Origin of the sequence: Pseudomonas sp. Pseu.R1, assembly GCF_045764065.1 — a bacterium.
Taxonomy (GTDB): domain Bacteria; phylum Pseudomonadota; class Gammaproteobacteria; order Pseudomonadales; family Pseudomonadaceae; genus Aquipseudomonas.
This window is the reverse complement of sequence record NZ_JBJGEE020000001.1, coordinates 1,795,787-1,812,929: the sequence shown is the minus strand read 5'-3', so window position 1 is coordinate 1,812,929 and position 17,143 is coordinate 1,795,787. Positions and strand designations below refer to the sequence as shown.

Here is a 17,143-nt window from a genome sequence, read left to right as displayed (position 1 = left end):
GACAGTATATTTGTCAGACAACCTGATGAATCCACCATGCTTGAACTCACCCGACCTGATACCCTCGTAGAACGTGTCGTAGCTGCCATCCGCGCTGAAATCGGTGCAGGGCGGTTGCCTGCCGACGCTCGCTTACCCACAGAACATCAGCTGTCCGAGCAGTTGAACGTGAGTAGGTCTGTCGTACGCGAAGCGGTCTCGCAGCTCAAGGCCGACGGTGTGCTGGTAAGCCAGCGCGGCAACGGGTCATTTATTTCAAAGAATCCCACTGGAACGGTTTTCAGGCTTCCTGGTGCGTCCAAGGGTGTGGCCGATCTTGCGCAGTTGTTTGAAATGCGTCTGTGGATTGAAATTCAGGCGGCCAGCGTTGCGGCTGCGCGTCGCAATTCAGCAGATCTGAAGAGGATGCAAACCGCGCTGAATATCATGCAGGATCACCCAGATGATTACGCAAAATCATCCGCCGCTGACGTGGACTTTCACCAGGCCATAGTTTCGTCATGCAAAAATGATTACTTCATGGCATTTCATGATTTCTTGGGCGGCCAGTTGGCCCAAGGGCGGTTGATCGCCTGGCAAAACTCGGCGCGACTTCCTGGGGGCGCCAGGCCTGCCAGTCACGAGCACGCCAACATGTATGCGGCCATCGAGTCAGGTGATCCCCAGGCAGCTGCCGACTGTGCTCGTGCGCACCTTGAGTCCGCTGCCATGAGATTCGGCATCACCTTGACCTGAGCCCAGATGCGCACACCTTAACGTGCGCCAATATATGTCTGACAACCTGATCTTTGTTCATATTTGTCTGACAACCTGATAAGGAGTGTGTGGTGATTTACGACTACTGCGTGATAGGGGGCGGCATTGTTGGTCTGGCTACAGCGATGCAATTGCTCAAGGAGCGTCCGGGCTCATCGCTTGTGCTTATCGACAAAGAAGACGACCTGGCTCTTCATCAAACCGGCCATAACAGTGGTGTCATTCATGCCGGGGTTTATTACGCTCCTGGCAGCTTGAAGTCGACGCTTTGCAAGCAAGGCGCGTTGGCCACAAAAGCGTTTTGCAAAGACAACGGTATCCATTTCGAAACCTGTGGAAAGGTCTTGGTCGCTACCAATACAGTTGAATTGGAGCGGCTGGGAGCGCTGGAACAACGCGCCCTACAGAATGGCCTAGAGGTTCAGCGGCTTGATGCCGACGCTTTGCACGAGCGTGAGCCTAACATCGTCGGCAAAGGTGGTCTGTTCGTTCCAAGCACAGGAATCGTCAACTATCGCCAAGTTTGTCTGGGCATGGCTCGAACCATCAAAGCTGCGGGCGGAGAAATTTGGCTGGGGCAAACCGTCAAGGGTATTCAGGAAACAGATCAGAGTGTGCATGTCTGCTCTGACGGTAATACCTGGACAGCGTCCAAATTGGTGGTCTGCGCAGGTTTGCAGTCCGACAGGATGGCCAAGCTGGCCGGTTTGAAAATTGAGCACCAGATTGTGCCCTTCCGGGGTGAGTATTTTCGCCTGCCTCCCTCGAAAAACCGAATCGTCAATCATCTCATCTACCCAGTGCCGGATCCGGATTTGCCGTTTCTCGGAATACATCTCACGCGGATGGCTGATGGCAGCGTGACCGTGGGCCCGAATGCAGTGCTTGGCTTTGCCAGAGAAGGCTACAAGAAATTCTCGCTCGATTTGCGTGACGTCGCCACTTATGCGTCGTTTCCAGGTTTTTGGAAGACGATCAGGGCCAATCTCAACTCCGGGCTCTCGGAGATGAAAAACTCTCTTTTCAAAAGCGCTTATTTGGAGCAGTGCCGTCGTTACTGTCCCTCTCTCACCCTTGAAGACTTGCAGCCTTGCGAAGCAGGGATCAGAGCACAGGCCGTCATGCGCGACGGGACACTGGTACACGATTTCCTTTTCTTGCAAACGCCCCGAATGCTGCATGTCTGCAACGCACCTTCTCCAGCTGCCACGTCTGCGATCCCTATTGGGGAGATGATCGCCGACAAGTTGCTGAACGCTTGACGCTTCGACTCTAACAACAATGACCACCCGAGGAGCAACCCAATGAGTACAAAAAGCGCTCTGCCTCAACTTGAAACCGATTTTGAGCGAAAGACCCGACTGCGCAAAGTAGCTGCGGCAACCATCGTAGGCTCAATGCTTGAGTGGTATGACTTTTATCTCTACGCCACGATGGCAGCCATTGTATTTGCGAAAGTTTTTTTCGATCCAACCAATCCTCAGACCGCTAGTCTCCTGGCGTTCTCTACGTTCGCGATTGGCTTTGTCGCAAGGCCGTTTGGTGGTGTCTTGTTTGGGTACTTAGGAGACAAGTTTGGGCGCAAACGCATGCTCGTCGTTACGTTCTGCTTGATGGGCGTATGCACGACGTTGATAGGCCTGATCCCCGGATATGCGACTCTTGGCATTTGGGCGCCGATTCTTCTAGTAGCGATCCGGATCGTACAAGGTCTCGGAGCTGGCGCGGAATTGGCGGCCGCAGCAGTGACATCTTATGAGCATGCAGCAGAAAATAAACGTGGGAGCCAGGGAGCATGGCCAGCATTAGGGCTGAACTTAGGTCTTTTATTGTCTTCACTGACCATCTACGCGCTCAGCCAGGTGGGCGAAGATTTCCTGATTAATGGCGGCTGGAGAATTCCGTTCGTATGCAGCATCGTACTGGTAATGGTTGGACTTTGGGTGCGAAGCAGTATCCCGGAAACACCTCAGTTCGAGGAATTGAAACACTATGCTGAGCATCGGATGGACATAACCAAACAATCACCGCTGCTCATGCTGCTGAAAAACGACTTCAAAGGGCTGCTCGTCGTCCTTGTCGTTGCGATTGGTTACAACGCGCTTAGCTACATTTTCAAGACTTTCTCGTTGGCTTATCTCACCCAGTACCAAGGCGTTTCCGCTGGAGTAACGTCGTTGGCCGTGACCATCGCGAGCCTTATCGCGATATGCATGGTGCCACTCTTTGGAAGGTTATGTGATCGCTGGAGCAGTAAGAAGGTTCTGATCGTCGGCGGCTTGGGCGCTGCTTTGTTCGCCTATCCATTTTTGTCGCTGCTGGGATCAGGTCAGACTTTCCAGATTTGTGCCGCGATAGCGGTGGCCACTGGCATTCTAGCCCCTATGATGTTTGCTCCTCAGGGAGCATTTCTGAGCCGTCAGTTCCCGACCCAAACCCGCTCCTCTGGGGTCGGAACAGGACGGGAGATTGGTACTGCGATTGCGGGTGGTCTAGCCCCCCTTGGAGCGCTATCGCTAGTTTCGGCTTCCCCTACTCATTCAACTTCAGGCGTAATGATCATCTTGATCATTTCTGGTGTTGTCGTTGTGGTGGGATCGCTTTATGACCAAGGGCGAAGACATTCAACGGCTAAAAATTGACATGGATCTGATGCCGTACGGACTTAAGGTATCAGCATAGTTTTTCTTTTGTGGCTGCCAAGTTCTTGTGGTTTGTCGATAAATTCGGATTTTTGGATAGTGAGTCCACGCCAGACATCAACGGCTAATTCACTATCCAGACCGAGGAAATGACCATGACTCACTTCAACCGTAACTTCGACAATAAAATCGTGCTGATCACCGGAGGCACTTCGGGTATTGGCCTGGAAACCGCACGCCAATTCGTTGCACAGGGTGCGCAGGTGATCGTTACCGGCGTCACTGTCCAGCGCCTGGATGAAGCTCGCCAAGAGTTGGGTGAGAAGGCACTGGTGCTCGTCGCTGACCTGCGTAAGCCAGAGTCTCTGGACGCTGTTATCAGCGAAATTTCCGAGCGCTTTGGCCGCCTTGATGTCGTCTTCGCCAATGCAGGTGCTGGCACTGCTTCACCGCTCGAAGCCGTGACCGAGGCGCAAATCAATGAGCAGTTCGCGCTGAACTTCAACGGCACCTTCTTCACCGTACAGAAAGCGGCACCGCTGCTCAGCAAAGGTGCCAGCGTGATCTTGACCACGTCATTCCTCAATTCGGTTGGCACCCCTGGCCTGTCGATCCTCTCGGCCACCAAAGCCGCCGTCCGCTCACTGGCGCGCACGCTCGGCGCCGAGCTGGCACCTCGTGGTATCCGGGTAAACGCAGTGAGTCCTGGCCCGATCAGCACACCGTTTCACGGAAAGCTGGGCCTGTCGGACGCACAATTGAAGGAGGTGGCCGCTGGGATCGAAGCATCCGTACCGCTGGGACGTTTCGGCGAAGCCGGTGAAGTGACCAAGGCCGTGCTGTTCCTGGCCAGTGATCAGGCCTCTTTCATCACGGGTGACGAGATCGTAGTTGACGGCGGACTGTCACAGTTCTGATTAAACGGACCATCGGTTGTCTAAGCCGGTGGTCTCGTTCGTTCTCATCAGGAGCTTCTTGCGATGAAACACTTAATCAAAAACGGCTTCGCAGGGTTTCCGTACGTTGACCTTGTAGGGGGGCCAACCAGGCTTCAGCGTGCAGAGAATCTAGAGGCAATGCTTCGGCGCGAGGGCATTAACGCCGGGATATATCTTAAGCGTGATGACCTAATGCCGTTAGGCGAGGGGGGAAATAAACTAAGAAAGTTGCAATACCATCTGGCGGCTGTTCTGAATAATGGACAGGACACTGTGATCACTTTCGGAGGTGTGCAATCAAACCACGCGCGACTCACGGCAGCGGCGTGTGCGAGACTTGGGTTGGAATGCCATTTGGTTCTTTCGCAGCAGGTAGATATCCGGACTGATGAGTTTCAGAGCAATGGAAACCCGTGGCTCAACCGTATCTACGGTGCGTCCAGTCATTTGCTGGACAGGGGAACGTCCCCACAAGCATTCGCGGAAATTCTTGCTGAGAGACTGTCCCGTCAAGGCAAAAAAATAGCAGTAATCCCCACGGGCGGATCGACCCCCCTTGGAGCGTTGGGTTACGCCGAGTGCGCGGCTGAGATCGCCGAGCAGGTAAAAGCGGCTGGGTTGAATGTCAAAAATATTTCGATGGCTAATGGCAGCAGCGGTACCCAGGCCGGACTCACGGCGGGATGGATTTCGCAAGATAAAGGCTCCGACATTATCACTGGATATGCGGTCATGGCGGACCAGCAAGATACTCTTGGCACTACTACAAGACTGGCGTCGCAAACGTTGGAGTTCATCGGACGAGGGCATTTGACTGATGCTCTCTCAGTTAATGTGGATGCCAGCCAGTTGGGCGCTGCGTATGGGCAACCCACCCCGAGAATGGTCGAGGCGGTGGCATTACTGGCCAGAAGCGAGGGCATCCTGTTGGACCCTGTCTACTCAGGCAAGGCGTTCGCGGGCTTGCTTGAGAAGCTCCGATCTGGGATGTATGGCTCAGGTGATGATGTCATTTTCCTCATGACAGGTGGCGTTCCAGGTCTCTATGCCTACCAAGGCGCACTTGAAGAAAGTTTTCTCACGCAGGCAGTGTCCCCAACCGGAATTCAATGACATGCGAGCCCCTCGTCATCTCAACGCATTACGAGCCTTTGAGGCCGCCGCCAGGCATCTCAGTTTTGTGGGAGCAGCTCAAGAGCTGAGTGTAACTCCAGCTGCGGTAGGCCAATTGGTTCGCAGTCTCGAAGTTAGCTATGGAATACCCCTGTTTCATAGGCATAGAGCGGGACCGTCGCGGCTGGAACTCACGCCTCCGGCGATTACTGCGCTCGCCCAGCTTCAAACGGCGTTCGACATGATGACGGCTGCTGTCGAAGGGCTGCGCAAAGGAGCTGCGCCGGATACTGTCACGGTCACGACTCCTCCCGCATTTGCCGACAAATGGCTGCTAGGGCGCGTCGAGCAGTTCCAGAGCCTCTATCCCCAGTTCGAACTGATGCTACACACCGATGGACGCCTTATTGACCTAGCGGCAGAGCGCGTTGATCTTGGAATCCGTTTCGGACATGGAAAGTGGCCGGGGCTAAGCGCTACACACCTGATGGAGGACACGTTCTTCCCCGTCTGTAGCCCTGCATTACTTGAGGGTGAAAATCCTCTTACCTCTCCTGAGATGTTGTGCCATCACGTTATAATTCGTGACCTTTCGATGAAAGACACGCCTGCATTCCCTACGTGGGAATCTTGGCTGGAGTACGCAGGCCATGACGTTTCGCTCGGCAACCGAGTGCTGAAGATCAACGATTCAGCAGCCGGATTGCAGGCGGCCATGGCAGGAAGCGGTGTCGCTCTTGGCCGGAGCAGCCTGGTGATGGGGGATCTGAATGCTGGACGCTTAGTGAGGCCTTTTGGAGAAGCTCAGACGAGCCCGTTGGCGTACTACGTCGTGCATATCTCCAAATCCGAACCTTCAGTGGCAGCACAGGCATTCAAGGACTGGTTGCTTGATGCAGTTCGACATCCATGGCCTGAATGCTCAATCACGCCATGATGGGGATTAGGCACACAGCCAAATATTGCAAGACGAGGTATCGAGTTAGTCAAAGCCTTCCGTGAGCTGTGGTGCCGCTCTCACATCAACGAAATGATGCTCCCAACTTTTCCTTGGAATGGCAAAACTTGCCAAGCCAGGTAGCTACGCGCCTGTAGACGGGCGCTGAGGCGCTAAATGTCCGCTTCTGGCCGGTAGCTGCCTCTGGGTTACGGACATCGTAAGCCTAAATTTTCGTTAACCTCAGAGCTTAACGATAAAGCAGGTTTACGATCACTAGGGGGGGCACTGCGGGGCGCTTCTGGTCGAGACGTGGCAAGGTCAGAGGTTTGTGAGCTGCATGATGTGCGTCGCCTCCGCGTCTTCGGTTCGTGCGAACCCGCAGCACAGGTAAAAAAGCGCTTCCCTACGCACTGTCGGCGTCAAGACGCACAGTTTCAAAAATGCAAAGCGGCGTCGGCAAGCAAGACGCTTAACAGTCGTCTGCCAACCTGTTGCCCGCGTGACGCAGGAGTCACATAAACACGCCGCAGCCTGCCTGTGCGGGCGTGAAGGAATGGATCAAGAGGCAGACCTCCAATGCCCACCAGTTGCCGATCTAAATACGCTGCCATCAGGCATTCGCCTACCGCATCGAAGCGCTTGGTGCCTGAATGTCATTCAGAGGTCAGCCGGGTGATGAACCTAAAGCCTTCTGCCACTGCCTCTTTTTCAAGGATGGGAATTTATGGTGGCAGGTGCGTGACCTGACGAAGCTCCATTTGCGGTCAATCCTCCCTAATGGGTACGAAACATTTCTGAGTTGCCAAGAGATCTTGCTGTGCTCACTGTGGGCACGTAAGTGTCAGCTTTTTCGACCCAATAGATGAAGTTTGTAGCTTTGGTGAATGTAGTTACGGGGGCTATACCTTGCGGAATCCAGCCAATATGGATCAGAAACGACGGCAGGAAGGCTGAAACGATAGCTGGTCATTCAATGCTGGTAATATGTAGCTAGCTAATCGGCACGCTCACGGAACCTCAGATGCACGACGATTTAACAGAAGAACAGATGCGCCAAGCGTTGTTCGGCAGCGCCAATCCGCTTTCCACTGCCACGGCAAAGCCTGCGTCAGAAAGCAGTGCTCCTTCACCATTCAAGGCACCGTTTAAACGGAGCGCAGCAAAGCCGTTCACTCCAAGACTGCGGGTTGTTCTTCAGGTTGGGAATGAATACGAAGGCAAGACTTACGAGCTTGTGCCCGAAGCAGATACGCTGAGCACGCTTTTGGCTCAGCAGGAAGCTGTAAAGGCCGCCAAAAAGAAGTACAAATACGTTGAAGTTATCTCTGTAAAACCGATGTAATTCGAATTGCGGGTTGCCAATGGCAGAGCCCGCTGCGCGGGAAGGGGGCCACTGGGGTTGGATTGGCCAGCCAGCCAGTGCTACCCATGGCAGGCTTGATCCACCGAGGAGGGGCATCACCTGCACCTGCCACGATGCGTCATCGCACCCATTTCCACCGCCATCAGGTGAAAGCGATCTACACCAGTACAAACTGTATTCTGACAAGAGCATCGCGAATTTGAAGAGCCATGGCGTGGTCGTGTCGCATCTTGCGCTTAACGATCAGTCGACTGCTGGCAAGCCAGAGTCCCACGATCTTTGATCGAGGAGATACGGTTACGTTACGCACCAGTCGTCGCTCAGAAACGTCTGTGGCGAGCTTGGAGATTGGGAGGGCGCAATGCCATATCATTACGAAAATTTGGCGATCCTTTTTGGTGATACCTATCCGTCAGTTTTTGATGATCCGCGTAGCAGCCTACCTGCGACGTGCGGACCAGGTTGGCTATCTCTGATTGAGACGTTTTGTTCGCTTGCGCACGCTCACAATCTGCAAGCTGGTTCGCCCGCCAAACTGTACAAAGTCACAGAAAAATTCGGCGCACTGCACCTAATGGTCGAAGGGGCTTCCCCAAAAATCGAGGCAATGGTGGAGTTCGTGCATAGCCACTCAACCCGCGTTTGCGAAGTCTGCGGGGGAGAGGGTGCAATGATTTATCGTGACGATTGGCAGCGCACCCGCTGCGAAGCTCACGATGCACTCGCCTTCACCCTGTCTTCAGGGCCGTGGTTTGAAATCTAAACGCTGATCGCTGCCTGGCATCTGCTGCTTCTTTGGTCTCATGCGATTCGGAGGTGATAAAGTTCGCCCCTGACCACAGCTGCACGACTTTTTTAGCCACGCAGGCCGAGTACCCAGCCCAGATATGAATATTTTTGCCTCCAGGATGTTTTCGACCTAGCGCTGTCACCTGGCATCAAAGCTATCCAGCATTTGACGATTCATCCGGACCAGGTATTTCCGGACGTGGAGGTCGAGCTTGTAACTGCAACGACTGAAGCTGAATTGCGGCGTGTAATCGCTGCGCTCGATGACGCTCATGTGATCGATGACACGCTTCGCCCGTGCGACCTCCGGTCCAACCCGCTTCAGCGCGGTGAAGATCTGGACGTCCTACCTGGGCTGCCAGAGTTCTGAGCCGTGTAGATAGGAGAGCCAAGCATACGGCGTCGGCCACCACAGCTGATATCGTAAAGGCTCAAGCGGCCATGCCCAGCTCACGAACTTTCGCATGAGACCCAATTCGTGCTGTTCACCAGCATTGTCACGTGGTGAAGGCCAAAAGGAAATTCTGGACAGCTTTCAAAAGGAAATGGAATGAGTGAAATCAATGTCCCAGCTGACCAGCGGAAAGCTATCGCCGCTCTGGATGTAAGCCGTCTCGACGAGCTTCTCGATCAATGCTTGAGGGAAGAGCGTCTGGTGGGGCTGAGTGATCTTCGTCTCTACGACTGTGGCGACTACATTCGCGAACAATTGAGGATATTTGAGAAGGCTGTTCAGGGGCATTCGGCGGCCAAAGCACCGAAGAAGCGTGCTCAAACAGAGCATGATGTTCGGCGGGCGGGGAGTTCGTTGATTTCTGCTGTGCACCAGATGCAAAGCAGGATCGAGCGAGAGCAACGGGAGGATGAGCTGTTTGTTGTCGATGACAATGTCGGCCAGCCGTATCTGCACAGCAATCGCCTATCAGTGTCTGTCAGCTATCGGTGGCGTAGCCAGGCCAGCGAGCCTTGGGAGTTTGGCAGTATCAAATTCACGCATACGCATCAGTTTGCGCCTGCGTACCTGTCCGCCCAGCCCAGAAGAAAACCCAGTGCCGCAGCTCAAGCCACGGCGAAAGAGGCGGAGTTGTTCCAAGTCTGGGATCACCTGCGTCGCTTGGCACTGCACTCTGTCAAAGAATATTTCCAGAAGGGCGGCGATGGGAGCAAAATTCCTCAAACCTTCCAGGCCAAGCAGGATACCTACGGCGGCGGCTTGAACAATTTCAGTGCTTCGTTCTGGAATGACAGGCGCTAGGCTGATCATCCAGTCCATCAAAACGGCTCAGAAGGCATGCGACTTGGCTAGACGTAGAAACAAGAAACCGCACTCAGGTACTGCTAGCAAGCCAGAAAAATTAGGTGTCCTTAAAAAAGCTTGCCTAGCGGTCGTAGCTGCAACCGGTGCGGTTTTTTTGGCTGCCTACACGAGCCTTATCACGGCGTACGTCGGGCCATCGTTCAGCTCGGGCGTTGAGTGGGCTGAGGATTACTTTTTTCCAATGTCTGCTGATGAGCGAATCGTCGTCCGAGCATTTTTTTTCATCACTCATAAATCCGAGACTCGGCATTCGGGCGAGTTGATGGGAGTCTCGTTGAACGGGACTGACTGCCTCCGCTCTGGAGGAGCCAGCGATTACGACCTGTATGACCTAGAGGGTGAAGTCTCTTACACCAGCGCTCTGTTGCGCGCCACGTGTCTACCTTCAGGCAGGACGAAAGTGACAATTACACCGCGCAACGGCAACCCGGTGGTTCTGTTCAACGGCTTCATTGACGGCAAGGAACAGGTAGAAATCGGAGGTGTTGCGGGTAGCTACGAATACGGGATGCTTACGGTTTCAAATGTCGGCACAAATGAGCCGACTGGGCCACTGGTTCCAGTCAACCAGACGCCTTCTGCGCTTGCTGACGGAAGGCCATGAAGAACCGAGGCCAGATTCTCGCCAAGTGCTCTACAGTGCCTCTGAGGGGGCTGCATGCGTAAATAATGAAAGGAGGGGAAGACCTAGGGGCATTCGGTACGCGGTTTTTGCTTCCTCAGAGCACAAGTTCCCACGTTACCCTTGCCACCCGACAGTCGTCACCTTGTGCTCTTCGGCTAAGCGCCAACTGAAAGTCATCCTTTGGGGCAATGGCATGGGCAGGCAGTTGACATTGCGATGTTCAACTTGATCATACGAAGGATTTCCTAATTACAGAAGCGAAAGTCTTGATTCCATAAAACTAGTTTTTTGCTAACTTACATCTTCCGCATAGCTGCTTCGCTTAGGTTAGCTAACTTTCCCGGCATCAGTCAGTTTCCCGTTTTCTATCTGACCAATTACCGCGTGCACTCCAGCATGCGCCTGTGTGATCAGCTCTGTCGTTCTTCCCTTCGCTGCCCCCATCATTACGCGTGCCTTATCGACGTAGTGAGCGAAAGTGGTTTCAAGGTCTGAGTGGCCCATCTGTGTCTTTAGAGCCTCTCCGCACGCTGCCCAAAGATAGTCTACGGCCTTAGTGAGCAGATCATCTCCAAAGAATTGGATCAAGAAAATCGTTGGCCACCAATGGCGTGAGTCATAAAACACGATGCTATCTCTGAAACCTTTATAGTTTTCTAGGGCTTTTTTCTTAGCAGCCGTTCCCCGCGATGTAGTCATTTTGGGGGTAATCGGCACACCTTGCTCATTAAGAAAGAGGACTGATAGAGGGCAATCCTTCCCGTAACGTTCCTTGTAACGCTTACGCCGATCATCGTATAACGGCTTGATATAGCATTCGTCGAGCATCTTGAGATCGTCACGATGAATGACAATGGTTCTTGTTTTGTTACCCTTGCTGCCATAAGCGGTATACTCAAATGTCAGTTTTTCACTGTCCATTTCGGAGTACGGGAGTATGTGGACGTTTTTTCTGTCACCAATGTACGGAAATTTGCACAGATCAATTGGGCGCATGGCTGTGCCTAGAGCAAGCTTGAACATAACTGCATATGCAGGATCTACGAAGCTCGTAAGGTACTGCCTGATTTCTTCAGAAGTGATCAAGGAGTTGAAGGCGAACTGTCTGGCTTCTTTGTCTAGTACGCGGATATTTTTGGCATTTTTGGTGACTCGTGCCTTTGCTTGAATGTAAGCGAGCATCCTTTCAGACTTAAAGTTTGCAATGCAGGTTTTTAGCTGCACATTGACATTCGTAAGGTAACCGTTGTTATTGAGCCAGTGGAAGTACCCAAGCAAGATTTTGGCGTCCTCATAGATGGTTTCTGAGGATGGGCTGGATGACTGTTTTGCGATTCTTTCGGTTTGCCTTGACACCTGCCACCTACGAATATCGAAATTGGTGACAAGAGCGTGGTAGTTGGCCACTTCCTTGTTTGCGAAATTCGGCTCGGTCGATAGAAAACGATAAAACATCGAGAGAATGCTTGAATATCGGTTCGATGTGTTCAGCGATGACCTGGCTTCATTCATAAGGAACAGGTTCGCATGACTGAGTAAGCAATTTATTTTTGGCGTTTTTGCAATCAGCACATACTGCCGGATAGCAATTCCAGTATTCGGGTCTTGATACTCAATCACCTGGCGATCTATGACTAAACTCATCAATCACCTTGCCTTACTTTGAAATGCCTGACTTCCTCATAACCGTGGGCTATGCTGATCAGGTCTGCATTGTCGGCCTGACCTAACTCTTGAGATGGAATGTTGCTAAAGAAAAATTTGCGCTGGCCGCTGGTTTCTTTATCCGAAAGCATATAGGGAATGTGTACTGACACCTTCTTGGTTGGCGGCAGTTTGCTGATGAACGTGCTCAGCATTTTTTTATCAAATATTGGAAGTCTCACGATGATGTGCTTGGAGCTGTCGCTGGGTTTGAATGAGTCAAAGAAAATACTAAATCTGCTAACGTAACGCTCAGCAAAAATGATGATTGAACACCCTGAGTCCGCAGCGAGTGCTTTGATGGACTTGTAAGCGATTTCTAAGGCTCTGTCTTTTTCGTCGTAAAAATCATCAATCTCCCCTGAGCTGGCGTAGGCCTTTATGGCGGCGGTAAGATCGAGGTCTACTTTGAATTTCGGACCACTACCTGTCGCGGCCCCGTCCTTGGATCCGTTGATGCCAAGACGCTCGTTTTCTAAGGCAAGCTTGGCGCGGCTTAGCTCAAGCTCAAGTTGGTTGTTTTGAACCTTCATTTCATTCGCGTAAAGGCTCTGACGCTCAAGGTTGGCGCGGACATCATTCGCAGCATGGGCTGTGATGTCTCCAATCATGAGTGTCGTGATGTGGTTCTTCAGGGCTTCCTGCATCTTCTTTTCATGCTTGGACTCTACTAGCTTCAGCTGATCCTGAAGGTTTTGAATTGTCACCTGATTCTGGTTGATCAGCTCATAGGCTAGCAGGGTGCCTGTGCCGCTAAGCAGGTCAGCCAGCGGTTTTGCACCGCTGGCGTAGTCTTTCAAGTCACCGTAATAGCGATGGAACGCCTGTCGGGAAATACCAGCTCGGACCGATAACATCTTTACACCCAAGGAGGTGCCAGGGGATTCCGTATGATGCTCAATGATCAGCTGTACGAGCCGCTCGTGTGTCTTGTTGTTTCTCATCACGCTACCTCCACCGCAGGAATCAGGTGGGCAGCATCCAGCGTGGCAATAGCAGTGTTTGGATCCTTCGCCTGCAAGTTTTCCAGGTGAAATTTGTGAGCCTCAATCCTGGCCGCAATCTTCCTGTAGGCCTTGGGTGGTAACCCCTCAGCACCAGCAGCTAGCAGAGATTCGTAGAAGCGTACGTTTTCTCGCAAGGATGTTTCTGCTTTGGCGACTACGACAGCGTTTCGACACTCAACCTGACAGTTCGACGGGTTGGGGTAAATCCGGCCTTCTGGGAGCACTTGCCCCTGAAGGCATGGCGGAGGAGAACGCCTATCGAGTTCGGTGCCTGTAATGCAGTACGTTCCTACAGCAGTCCTGCCAACGAAGAATGGCGTGCCTGAGCTGAGGAGATGTGCGATGTAGACCAGAATGGATGTCTTTAGGCGCTTCCCCTTGAATTCCTCAGGGCGCTTGTTGATTTGCGATGCAAGCCGCTCAGCAGGCTCACCAGATGAGGCTCCATCTCGGACCGCAGTCACGATTTCATGAAACTCTTTCGAGTAGCTTTCCTCCAGCGCCTGCGCTACGGCTTTAACCATGTAGGGGTTTCTAGAGACGTACTGGAGAGTCATCTTGTAGCTGTGGTGACCAAAGAGCATGCGGATCAGATCGATGTTTCGCTCGCTCCGATTGATCAAAATTTCAGCAATTGTCTTCCTGAACCGATGCGGATGAATCCGATCTACACCGCACGGCTCTTCTAACTCTGATGCAAGCTTGCCTACCTGAGCAGCGTTTCCAGCCTCAATCGAGATATTTGCAGACGCTTTTTGAAATACCAGGCCTTTTTTGTAATAAGTCCAGAGGCTACGCAGCTCTTTGAAATCAGTCAGCATCTCCCCGACAAAGCCGGGAAGCGGTAGTCGCTCAGTTTCTCCGTTATAGTTCGGGTCGTTCGAGGTCTTGAAACGCGTGATATCGACCCAGAAGTGCCCGCCTTTGTCCTGGACGATGGCATCAAACGTCAGCACTCCCAGCTCGTGGTTTCTCATTCCCGTTACAAGTGCAACGAACACAAATACTGCGCCACATACCTTGTCAATTGCCTGGGCAAATTCAGCGACCCATCTGTAGGTGAAGACCGGCCTCCCGTCGTGAGTCCCATCCGTGCGACTGACCGTCAGGACCTGGATACCATCGATCTCGATGGTGAGTGCGTTCTCAATGTCGGGTTGACGCTTTGCACGCCTAACTACGCCCTTGTTGAACTCTGTTATTCCAGACTCAACAAGAAATTTCTTGGCCTCAAGCAGACGAGGCATCGCTCGTTGAACCCAAAACAGCGAGTGGTTGACCAGTTTTTCCAGTTCGTCTTCCGAGAATGGAATCCAGGATTGGATGGAGCCGGTGAAGAAATCCATTACGTCGCGGCTTCTTTCTCGGGTATCCACGCTCTGGACTGAGTTGTGCAGACACAGGTCTATAGGAAGAAGCTTCTGGGTCGACAATTCTGTCCAGCTACGCAGCATGAAGAAAAGATGCGCGTAATGACTTGGCATTTTTGATGCCTTGGCATCGTCTAGGGCTCGATTCACCATCTTGGTGGTCACCATCGCGAGATGAGCCGGAATGGCGGTCAGCCGGTTCGGCGTGAGCAAATACATCTCGATCAGACGGTAATCAGATGCCCGCTGAATAGTCGTCTTAAATGATTTAATGCGTGCGTAGGGCGTGAACGCAGGCAGCATGTGATAGAGGATTGCACGCCTAAGATCGTTGCTGCCGGGAACGTCGGAGCGAAAGTGAATGCCCGCTCCGCTGCCTGGATACCGCCAAACGGATGATGAATAGTGGGAGCGTGGTGAGATCGGGAAATTCCCATCGGGGTAAATCTCCAGCTTCGCTCTTAGGCCGCTTCTCGCAGGCGCCGACGCATCGCTGGTCTCTGCCAGCAATGATGCGAAGCGCTCAAGCGCAGCCTCATCTGCATCATTTTCGAATTCCTCAATGATCCGATCCTGCATCTCGATGTAATCAGACATTGGCAAGCTCCTCGTCGAAAATCACTCGCAGACTGGAAAGGTCGCGAGGCAACAAGGGCCAGTGCTTTCTCCTGTATCGGGCAGCAGCGTTTACGGCGTCTTCGTCGTGACAGTCCTGAATCAAGTAGTCCAGGATCTGCTTCTCCCACTCCAGATCGGCGTTGCGTGAGCTGCCGGGTTCTGACTCAAGCTCGTGCTCGATATGCGATAGGCGCTCCAGCAGATAGGGCAATGAGTCCTCAAAGAGTCGGATTCGTGAGCAGCCCAGGCATTTCTCAAATCGAAAGCACCGTTTGCCACGAGCTAGCTCCTTCTCGTGTCCACTCCAGTCTGGGGAGAGCTGGTTTTCACAACCCCACATGGGACGGTCGTGGCCAGGAATCGTGAACAGTCTGATGGCTGCTGACGCCTGATCATTTGCTCTCTTGCCGAGCAATCCGCGAAACTGACCGGTGATCAATAACTGTACGACTGCATCCAGTTCCTTTCTGAGGCGATCCTTGCGCTCCTTCATCGCTGTACCGGAGCTGTCGTAAAAAATGTCGGTAGTGGATTCGTCGGAGTGTCCGAAGTGATTACTGATCATCGCCTTTGGCATCGTGCCTTTCTGGTGCATCTGCCAAGTAGGTCGTAACCGACGTGTAAGATCACTTGTTTTTGTTAACCGTTGACCATTCTCGTAAACCTCGTATTCACGAAGAAAGGTTTCGATGCCGCATTTCCATGAGTTGACGATGTTAATCGATGAGTGCCTGCTACCGTTTTTGAACCAGTCGCCCTGAGCGCGCAAGAACAGAAAAAGCTCATTTCTCTCAAAACCGACGTTTTGCACCGGATCACTATCGAACGCGTAACTTTGCAACGGTTTTGATAGCTTACCGGCAAGAATGATCAGATTGTATATGGAATACTTGTCTGTCTTGTCGCTATTGGCAGTCATTGGCTTCGGAGCGTCATATGGTAATCCATTGCCCTGAGATCTAAACTTTTCAGAAAAAATGACTGCTAGGTTTTCATCCAGTGTTCCGTTAAGAACGTGTTCAAAGTCATCGCCGTCAAGCGACAGTACGCTTTCTTTGTTCCATCCAGTCTGAAGCATCAGAAATAGCGCGATAGCGCACTGGTCCATTGATGTTGGGAAGTACATCTCAAGGAGCTGGTCAAAATTTATGTAATCCTTAGTCGCGCCTGGTGACCACCGAAACATATAAGTATGGCAGACGCATTTCTGGATGGTGGTGCAGTCTCGCTTGTAGCTGGTAAGGTTGAGTCTGCCCGTGAATTCATAGATTTCTTCAAGCGACAACTGCATTGGGAAACCATGAGTCAGCAGTGTTTTTGTACTACGGGCGTGATCTGGTTGCCACTTGTATAGCGCTATTGAATTGGCTGGATCGTTGGGTGGGAAGGTCTCAAAGGTGTACGGCACTGCCGCTTCAACAGCTTCCCGCCACTCAAGCTTTTGATACAGCTTGTCGATGTGTGTAGTCAGGGCAGACGTCAACCCCTCGTACGCGTCATCACCGAGCGGCTCCGTTTTTTTCGGCTTTCTCCGGTTGATCGCAGCGATCATCACGACCGGGATCGTGCCAAAGGCTCTTGCCACCGCGTTAGCACACTTCTTCAGCGTTTCCGCGTGCAGGGGGGTCTCACCATTTCTCAGCAGATAGTCTTGAAAGCCTAGCTGGATTTCGACCGAAATATCGGTGAATTGGCTGGGGTGCAGCTCCGGAGGGTTGCTTGCCTTGTGTTCGACCAGGTAGTCAAAGAACAGGCCGAATGCCCGGTTGGTTCCGTAGCCATGTGTATGAGCGATCATTGCTGTGTACCGCACAAAAATATAGTGCAGCGTCATGCATAGATTGCTGTTCTTATCGAAGTACGGGTGCTGTAGGTACTTGGCTGTTATTGTCCTGCCATCCTTTGAGGTGGCAGTGTCGAGTTTCAATGCTTCATCAATCGTCATCCATAAATGCTCATT

15 protein-coding genes are annotated in these 17,143 nt (G+C 52.5%); 10 read left to right on the top strand and 5 right to left on the bottom strand.

The window, feature by feature from the left end; genetic code table 11:
* Positions 1-36: 36 nt before the first annotated feature.
* From ACI5GA_RS08450 to ACI5GA_RS08425, 6 genes are all read left to right on the top strand, one after another.
* Complete coding sequence (locus ACI5GA_RS08450; RefSeq protein ID WP_421422511.1) at positions 37-735, top strand: FadR/GntR family transcriptional regulator; 699 nt, start codon at positions 37-39, stop codon at positions 733-735.
* Between the two features lie 92 nt (positions 736-827).
* On the top strand, positions 828-2,018 hold the full coding sequence (gene lhgO / locus ACI5GA_RS08445) for an L-2-hydroxyglutarate oxidase (protein ID WP_421422510.1): 1,191 nt from the start codon (positions 828-830) through the stop codon (positions 2,016-2,018).
* 42 nt (positions 2,019-2,060) lie between these two features.
* Complete coding sequence (locus ACI5GA_RS08440; RefSeq protein ID WP_421422509.1) at positions 2,061-3,398, top strand: MFS transporter; 1,338 nt, start codon at positions 2,061-2,063, stop codon at positions 3,396-3,398.
* A 155-nt stretch (positions 3,399-3,553) separates the two neighbouring features.
* Positions 3,554-4,315 carry an SDR family oxidoreductase gene (locus tag ACI5GA_RS08435; RefSeq protein WP_421422508.1) on the top strand — a complete coding sequence of 254 codons (762 nt, stop codon included), beginning with the start codon at positions 3,554-3,556 and terminating at the stop codon, positions 4,313-4,315.
* A gap of 63 nt (positions 4,316-4,378) precedes the next feature.
* Positions 4,379-5,449 (top strand): D-cysteine desulfhydrase family protein, encoded by a 1,071-nt coding sequence (locus tag ACI5GA_RS08430; protein WP_421422507.1) that lies wholly within the window; start codon positions 4,379-4,381, stop codon positions 5,447-5,449.
* Between the two features lies 1 nt (position 5,450).
* Positions 5,451-6,386 carry a LysR substrate-binding domain-containing protein gene (locus ACI5GA_RS08425; RefSeq protein WP_421422506.1) on the top strand — a complete coding sequence of 312 codons (936 nt, stop codon included), beginning with the start codon at positions 5,451-5,453 and terminating at the stop codon, positions 6,384-6,386.
* A 437-nt stretch (positions 6,387-6,823) separates the two neighbouring features.
* On the opposite strand, the gene ACI5GA_RS08420 is transcribed toward ACI5GA_RS08425, so the two are convergent.
* Positions 6,824-7,000, bottom strand: a complete 177-nt coding sequence (locus tag ACI5GA_RS08420) for a GNAT family N-acetyltransferase (RefSeq protein ID WP_421422505.1) — start codon at positions 6,998-7,000, stop codon at positions 6,824-6,826.
* Between the two features lie 410 nt (positions 7,001-7,410).
* Between ACI5GA_RS08420 and ACI5GA_RS08415 the strand changes: the two genes are divergently transcribed.
* The 4 genes from ACI5GA_RS08415 (at position 7,411) to ACI5GA_RS08400 (ending at position 10,463) form a co-directional block, all read left to right on the top strand.
* The gene (locus ACI5GA_RS08415; protein WP_421422504.1) at positions 7,411-7,731 is read left to right on the top strand and encodes a hypothetical protein; all 321 of its coding nucleotides are present in this window, start codon (positions 7,411-7,413) and stop codon (positions 7,729-7,731) included.
* Positions 7,732-8,113: 382 nt separating this feature from the next.
* Positions 8,114-8,515 carry a hypothetical protein gene (locus tag ACI5GA_RS08410; protein WP_421422503.1) on the top strand — a complete coding sequence of 134 codons (402 nt, stop codon included), beginning with the start codon at positions 8,114-8,116 and terminating at the stop codon, positions 8,513-8,515.
* A gap of 576 nt (positions 8,516-9,091) precedes the next feature.
* Positions 9,092-9,796, top strand: coding sequence for a hypothetical protein (locus tag ACI5GA_RS08405; RefSeq protein ID WP_421422502.1), 705 nt, complete (start codon positions 9,092-9,094; stop codon positions 9,794-9,796).
* A 244-nt stretch (positions 9,797-10,040) separates the two neighbouring features.
* Positions 10,041-10,463, top strand: coding sequence for a hypothetical protein (locus ACI5GA_RS08400; RefSeq protein WP_421422501.1), 423 nt, complete (start codon positions 10,041-10,043; stop codon positions 10,461-10,463).
* A gap of 348 nt (positions 10,464-10,811) precedes the next feature.
* Here the strand turns inward: ACI5GA_RS08400 and ACI5GA_RS08395 are convergent, their stop codons facing one another.
* From ACI5GA_RS08395 to ACI5GA_RS08380, 4 genes are read right to left on the bottom strand one after another with little or no spacing between them, the layout of a single operon-like run.
* Complete coding sequence (locus ACI5GA_RS08395; RefSeq protein WP_421422500.1) at positions 10,812-12,128, bottom strand: site-specific integrase; 1,317 nt, start codon at positions 12,126-12,128, stop codon at positions 10,812-10,814.
* On the bottom strand, positions 12,128-13,132 hold the full coding sequence (locus tag ACI5GA_RS08390) for a hypothetical protein (RefSeq protein ID WP_421422499.1): 1,005 nt from the start codon (positions 13,130-13,132) through the stop codon (positions 12,128-12,130). Before ACI5GA_RS08390 ends, ACI5GA_RS08395 begins: the two co-directional genes overlap by 1 nt.
* On the bottom strand, positions 13,132-15,162 hold the full coding sequence (locus tag ACI5GA_RS08385; RefSeq protein ID WP_421422498.1) for a tyrosine-type recombinase/integrase: 2,031 nt from the start codon (positions 15,160-15,162) through the stop codon (positions 13,132-13,134). The genes ACI5GA_RS08390 and ACI5GA_RS08385 overlap by 1 nt, the downstream gene beginning before the upstream one ends.
* Positions 15,155-17,128 carry a hypothetical protein gene (locus ACI5GA_RS08380; RefSeq protein ID WP_421422497.1) on the bottom strand — a complete coding sequence of 658 codons (1,974 nt, stop codon included), beginning with the start codon at positions 17,126-17,128 and terminating at the stop codon, positions 15,155-15,157. The genes ACI5GA_RS08385 and ACI5GA_RS08380 overlap by 8 nt, the downstream gene beginning before the upstream one ends.
* Positions 17,129-17,143 lie beyond the last annotated feature (15 nt).

What these genes read in the sequence shown, in the direction of transcription:
- ACI5GA_RS08450 (WP_421422511.1), top strand. Translation starts at nt 37, where the DNA reads ATGCTTGAACTCACCCGACCTGATACCCTCGTAGAACGTGTCGTAGCT.
- ACI5GA_RS08440 (WP_421422509.1), top strand. Translation starts at nt 2,061, where the DNA reads ATGAGTACAAAAAGCGCTCTGCCTCAACTTGAAACCGATTTTGAGCGA.
- ACI5GA_RS08435 (WP_421422508.1), top strand. Translation starts at nt 3,554, where the DNA reads ATGACTCACTTCAACCGTAACTTCGACAATAAAATCGTGCTGATCACC.
- ACI5GA_RS08430 (WP_421422507.1), top strand. Translation starts at nt 4,379, where the DNA reads ATGAAACACTTAATCAAAAACGGCTTCGCAGGGTTTCCGTACGTTGAC.
- ACI5GA_RS08425 (WP_421422506.1), top strand. Translation starts at nt 5,451, where the DNA reads ATGCGAGCCCCTCGTCATCTCAACGCATTACGAGCCTTTGAGGCCGCC.
- ACI5GA_RS08420 (WP_421422505.1), bottom strand. Translation starts at nt 7,000, where the DNA reads ATGGCAGCGTATTTAGATCGGCAACTGGTGGGCATTGGAGGTCTGCCT.
- ACI5GA_RS08415 (WP_421422504.1), top strand. Translation starts at nt 7,411, where the DNA reads ATGCACGACGATTTAACAGAAGAACAGATGCGCCAAGCGTTGTTCGGC.
- ACI5GA_RS08410 (WP_421422503.1), top strand. Translation starts at nt 8,114, where the DNA reads ATGCCATATCATTACGAAAATTTGGCGATCCTTTTTGGTGATACCTAT.
- ACI5GA_RS08405 (WP_421422502.1), top strand. Translation starts at nt 9,092, where the DNA reads ATGAGTGAAATCAATGTCCCAGCTGACCAGCGGAAAGCTATCGCCGCT.
- ACI5GA_RS08400 (WP_421422501.1), top strand. Translation starts at nt 10,041, where the DNA reads ATGTCTGCTGATGAGCGAATCGTCGTCCGAGCATTTTTTTTCATCACT.
- ACI5GA_RS08395 (WP_421422500.1), bottom strand. Translation starts at nt 12,128, where the DNA reads ATGAGTTTAGTCATAGATCGCCAGGTGATTGAGTATCAAGACCCGAAT.
- ACI5GA_RS08390 (WP_421422499.1), bottom strand. Translation starts at nt 13,132, where the DNA reads ATGAGAAACAACAAGACACACGAGCGGCTCGTACAGCTGATCATTGAG.
- ACI5GA_RS08385 (WP_421422498.1), bottom strand. Translation starts at nt 15,162, where the DNA reads ATGTCTGATTACATCGAGATGCAGGATCGGATCATTGAGGAATTCGAA.
- ACI5GA_RS08380 (WP_421422497.1), bottom strand. Translation starts at nt 17,128, where the DNA reads ATGACGATTGATGAAGCATTGAAACTCGACACTGCCACCTCAAAGGAT.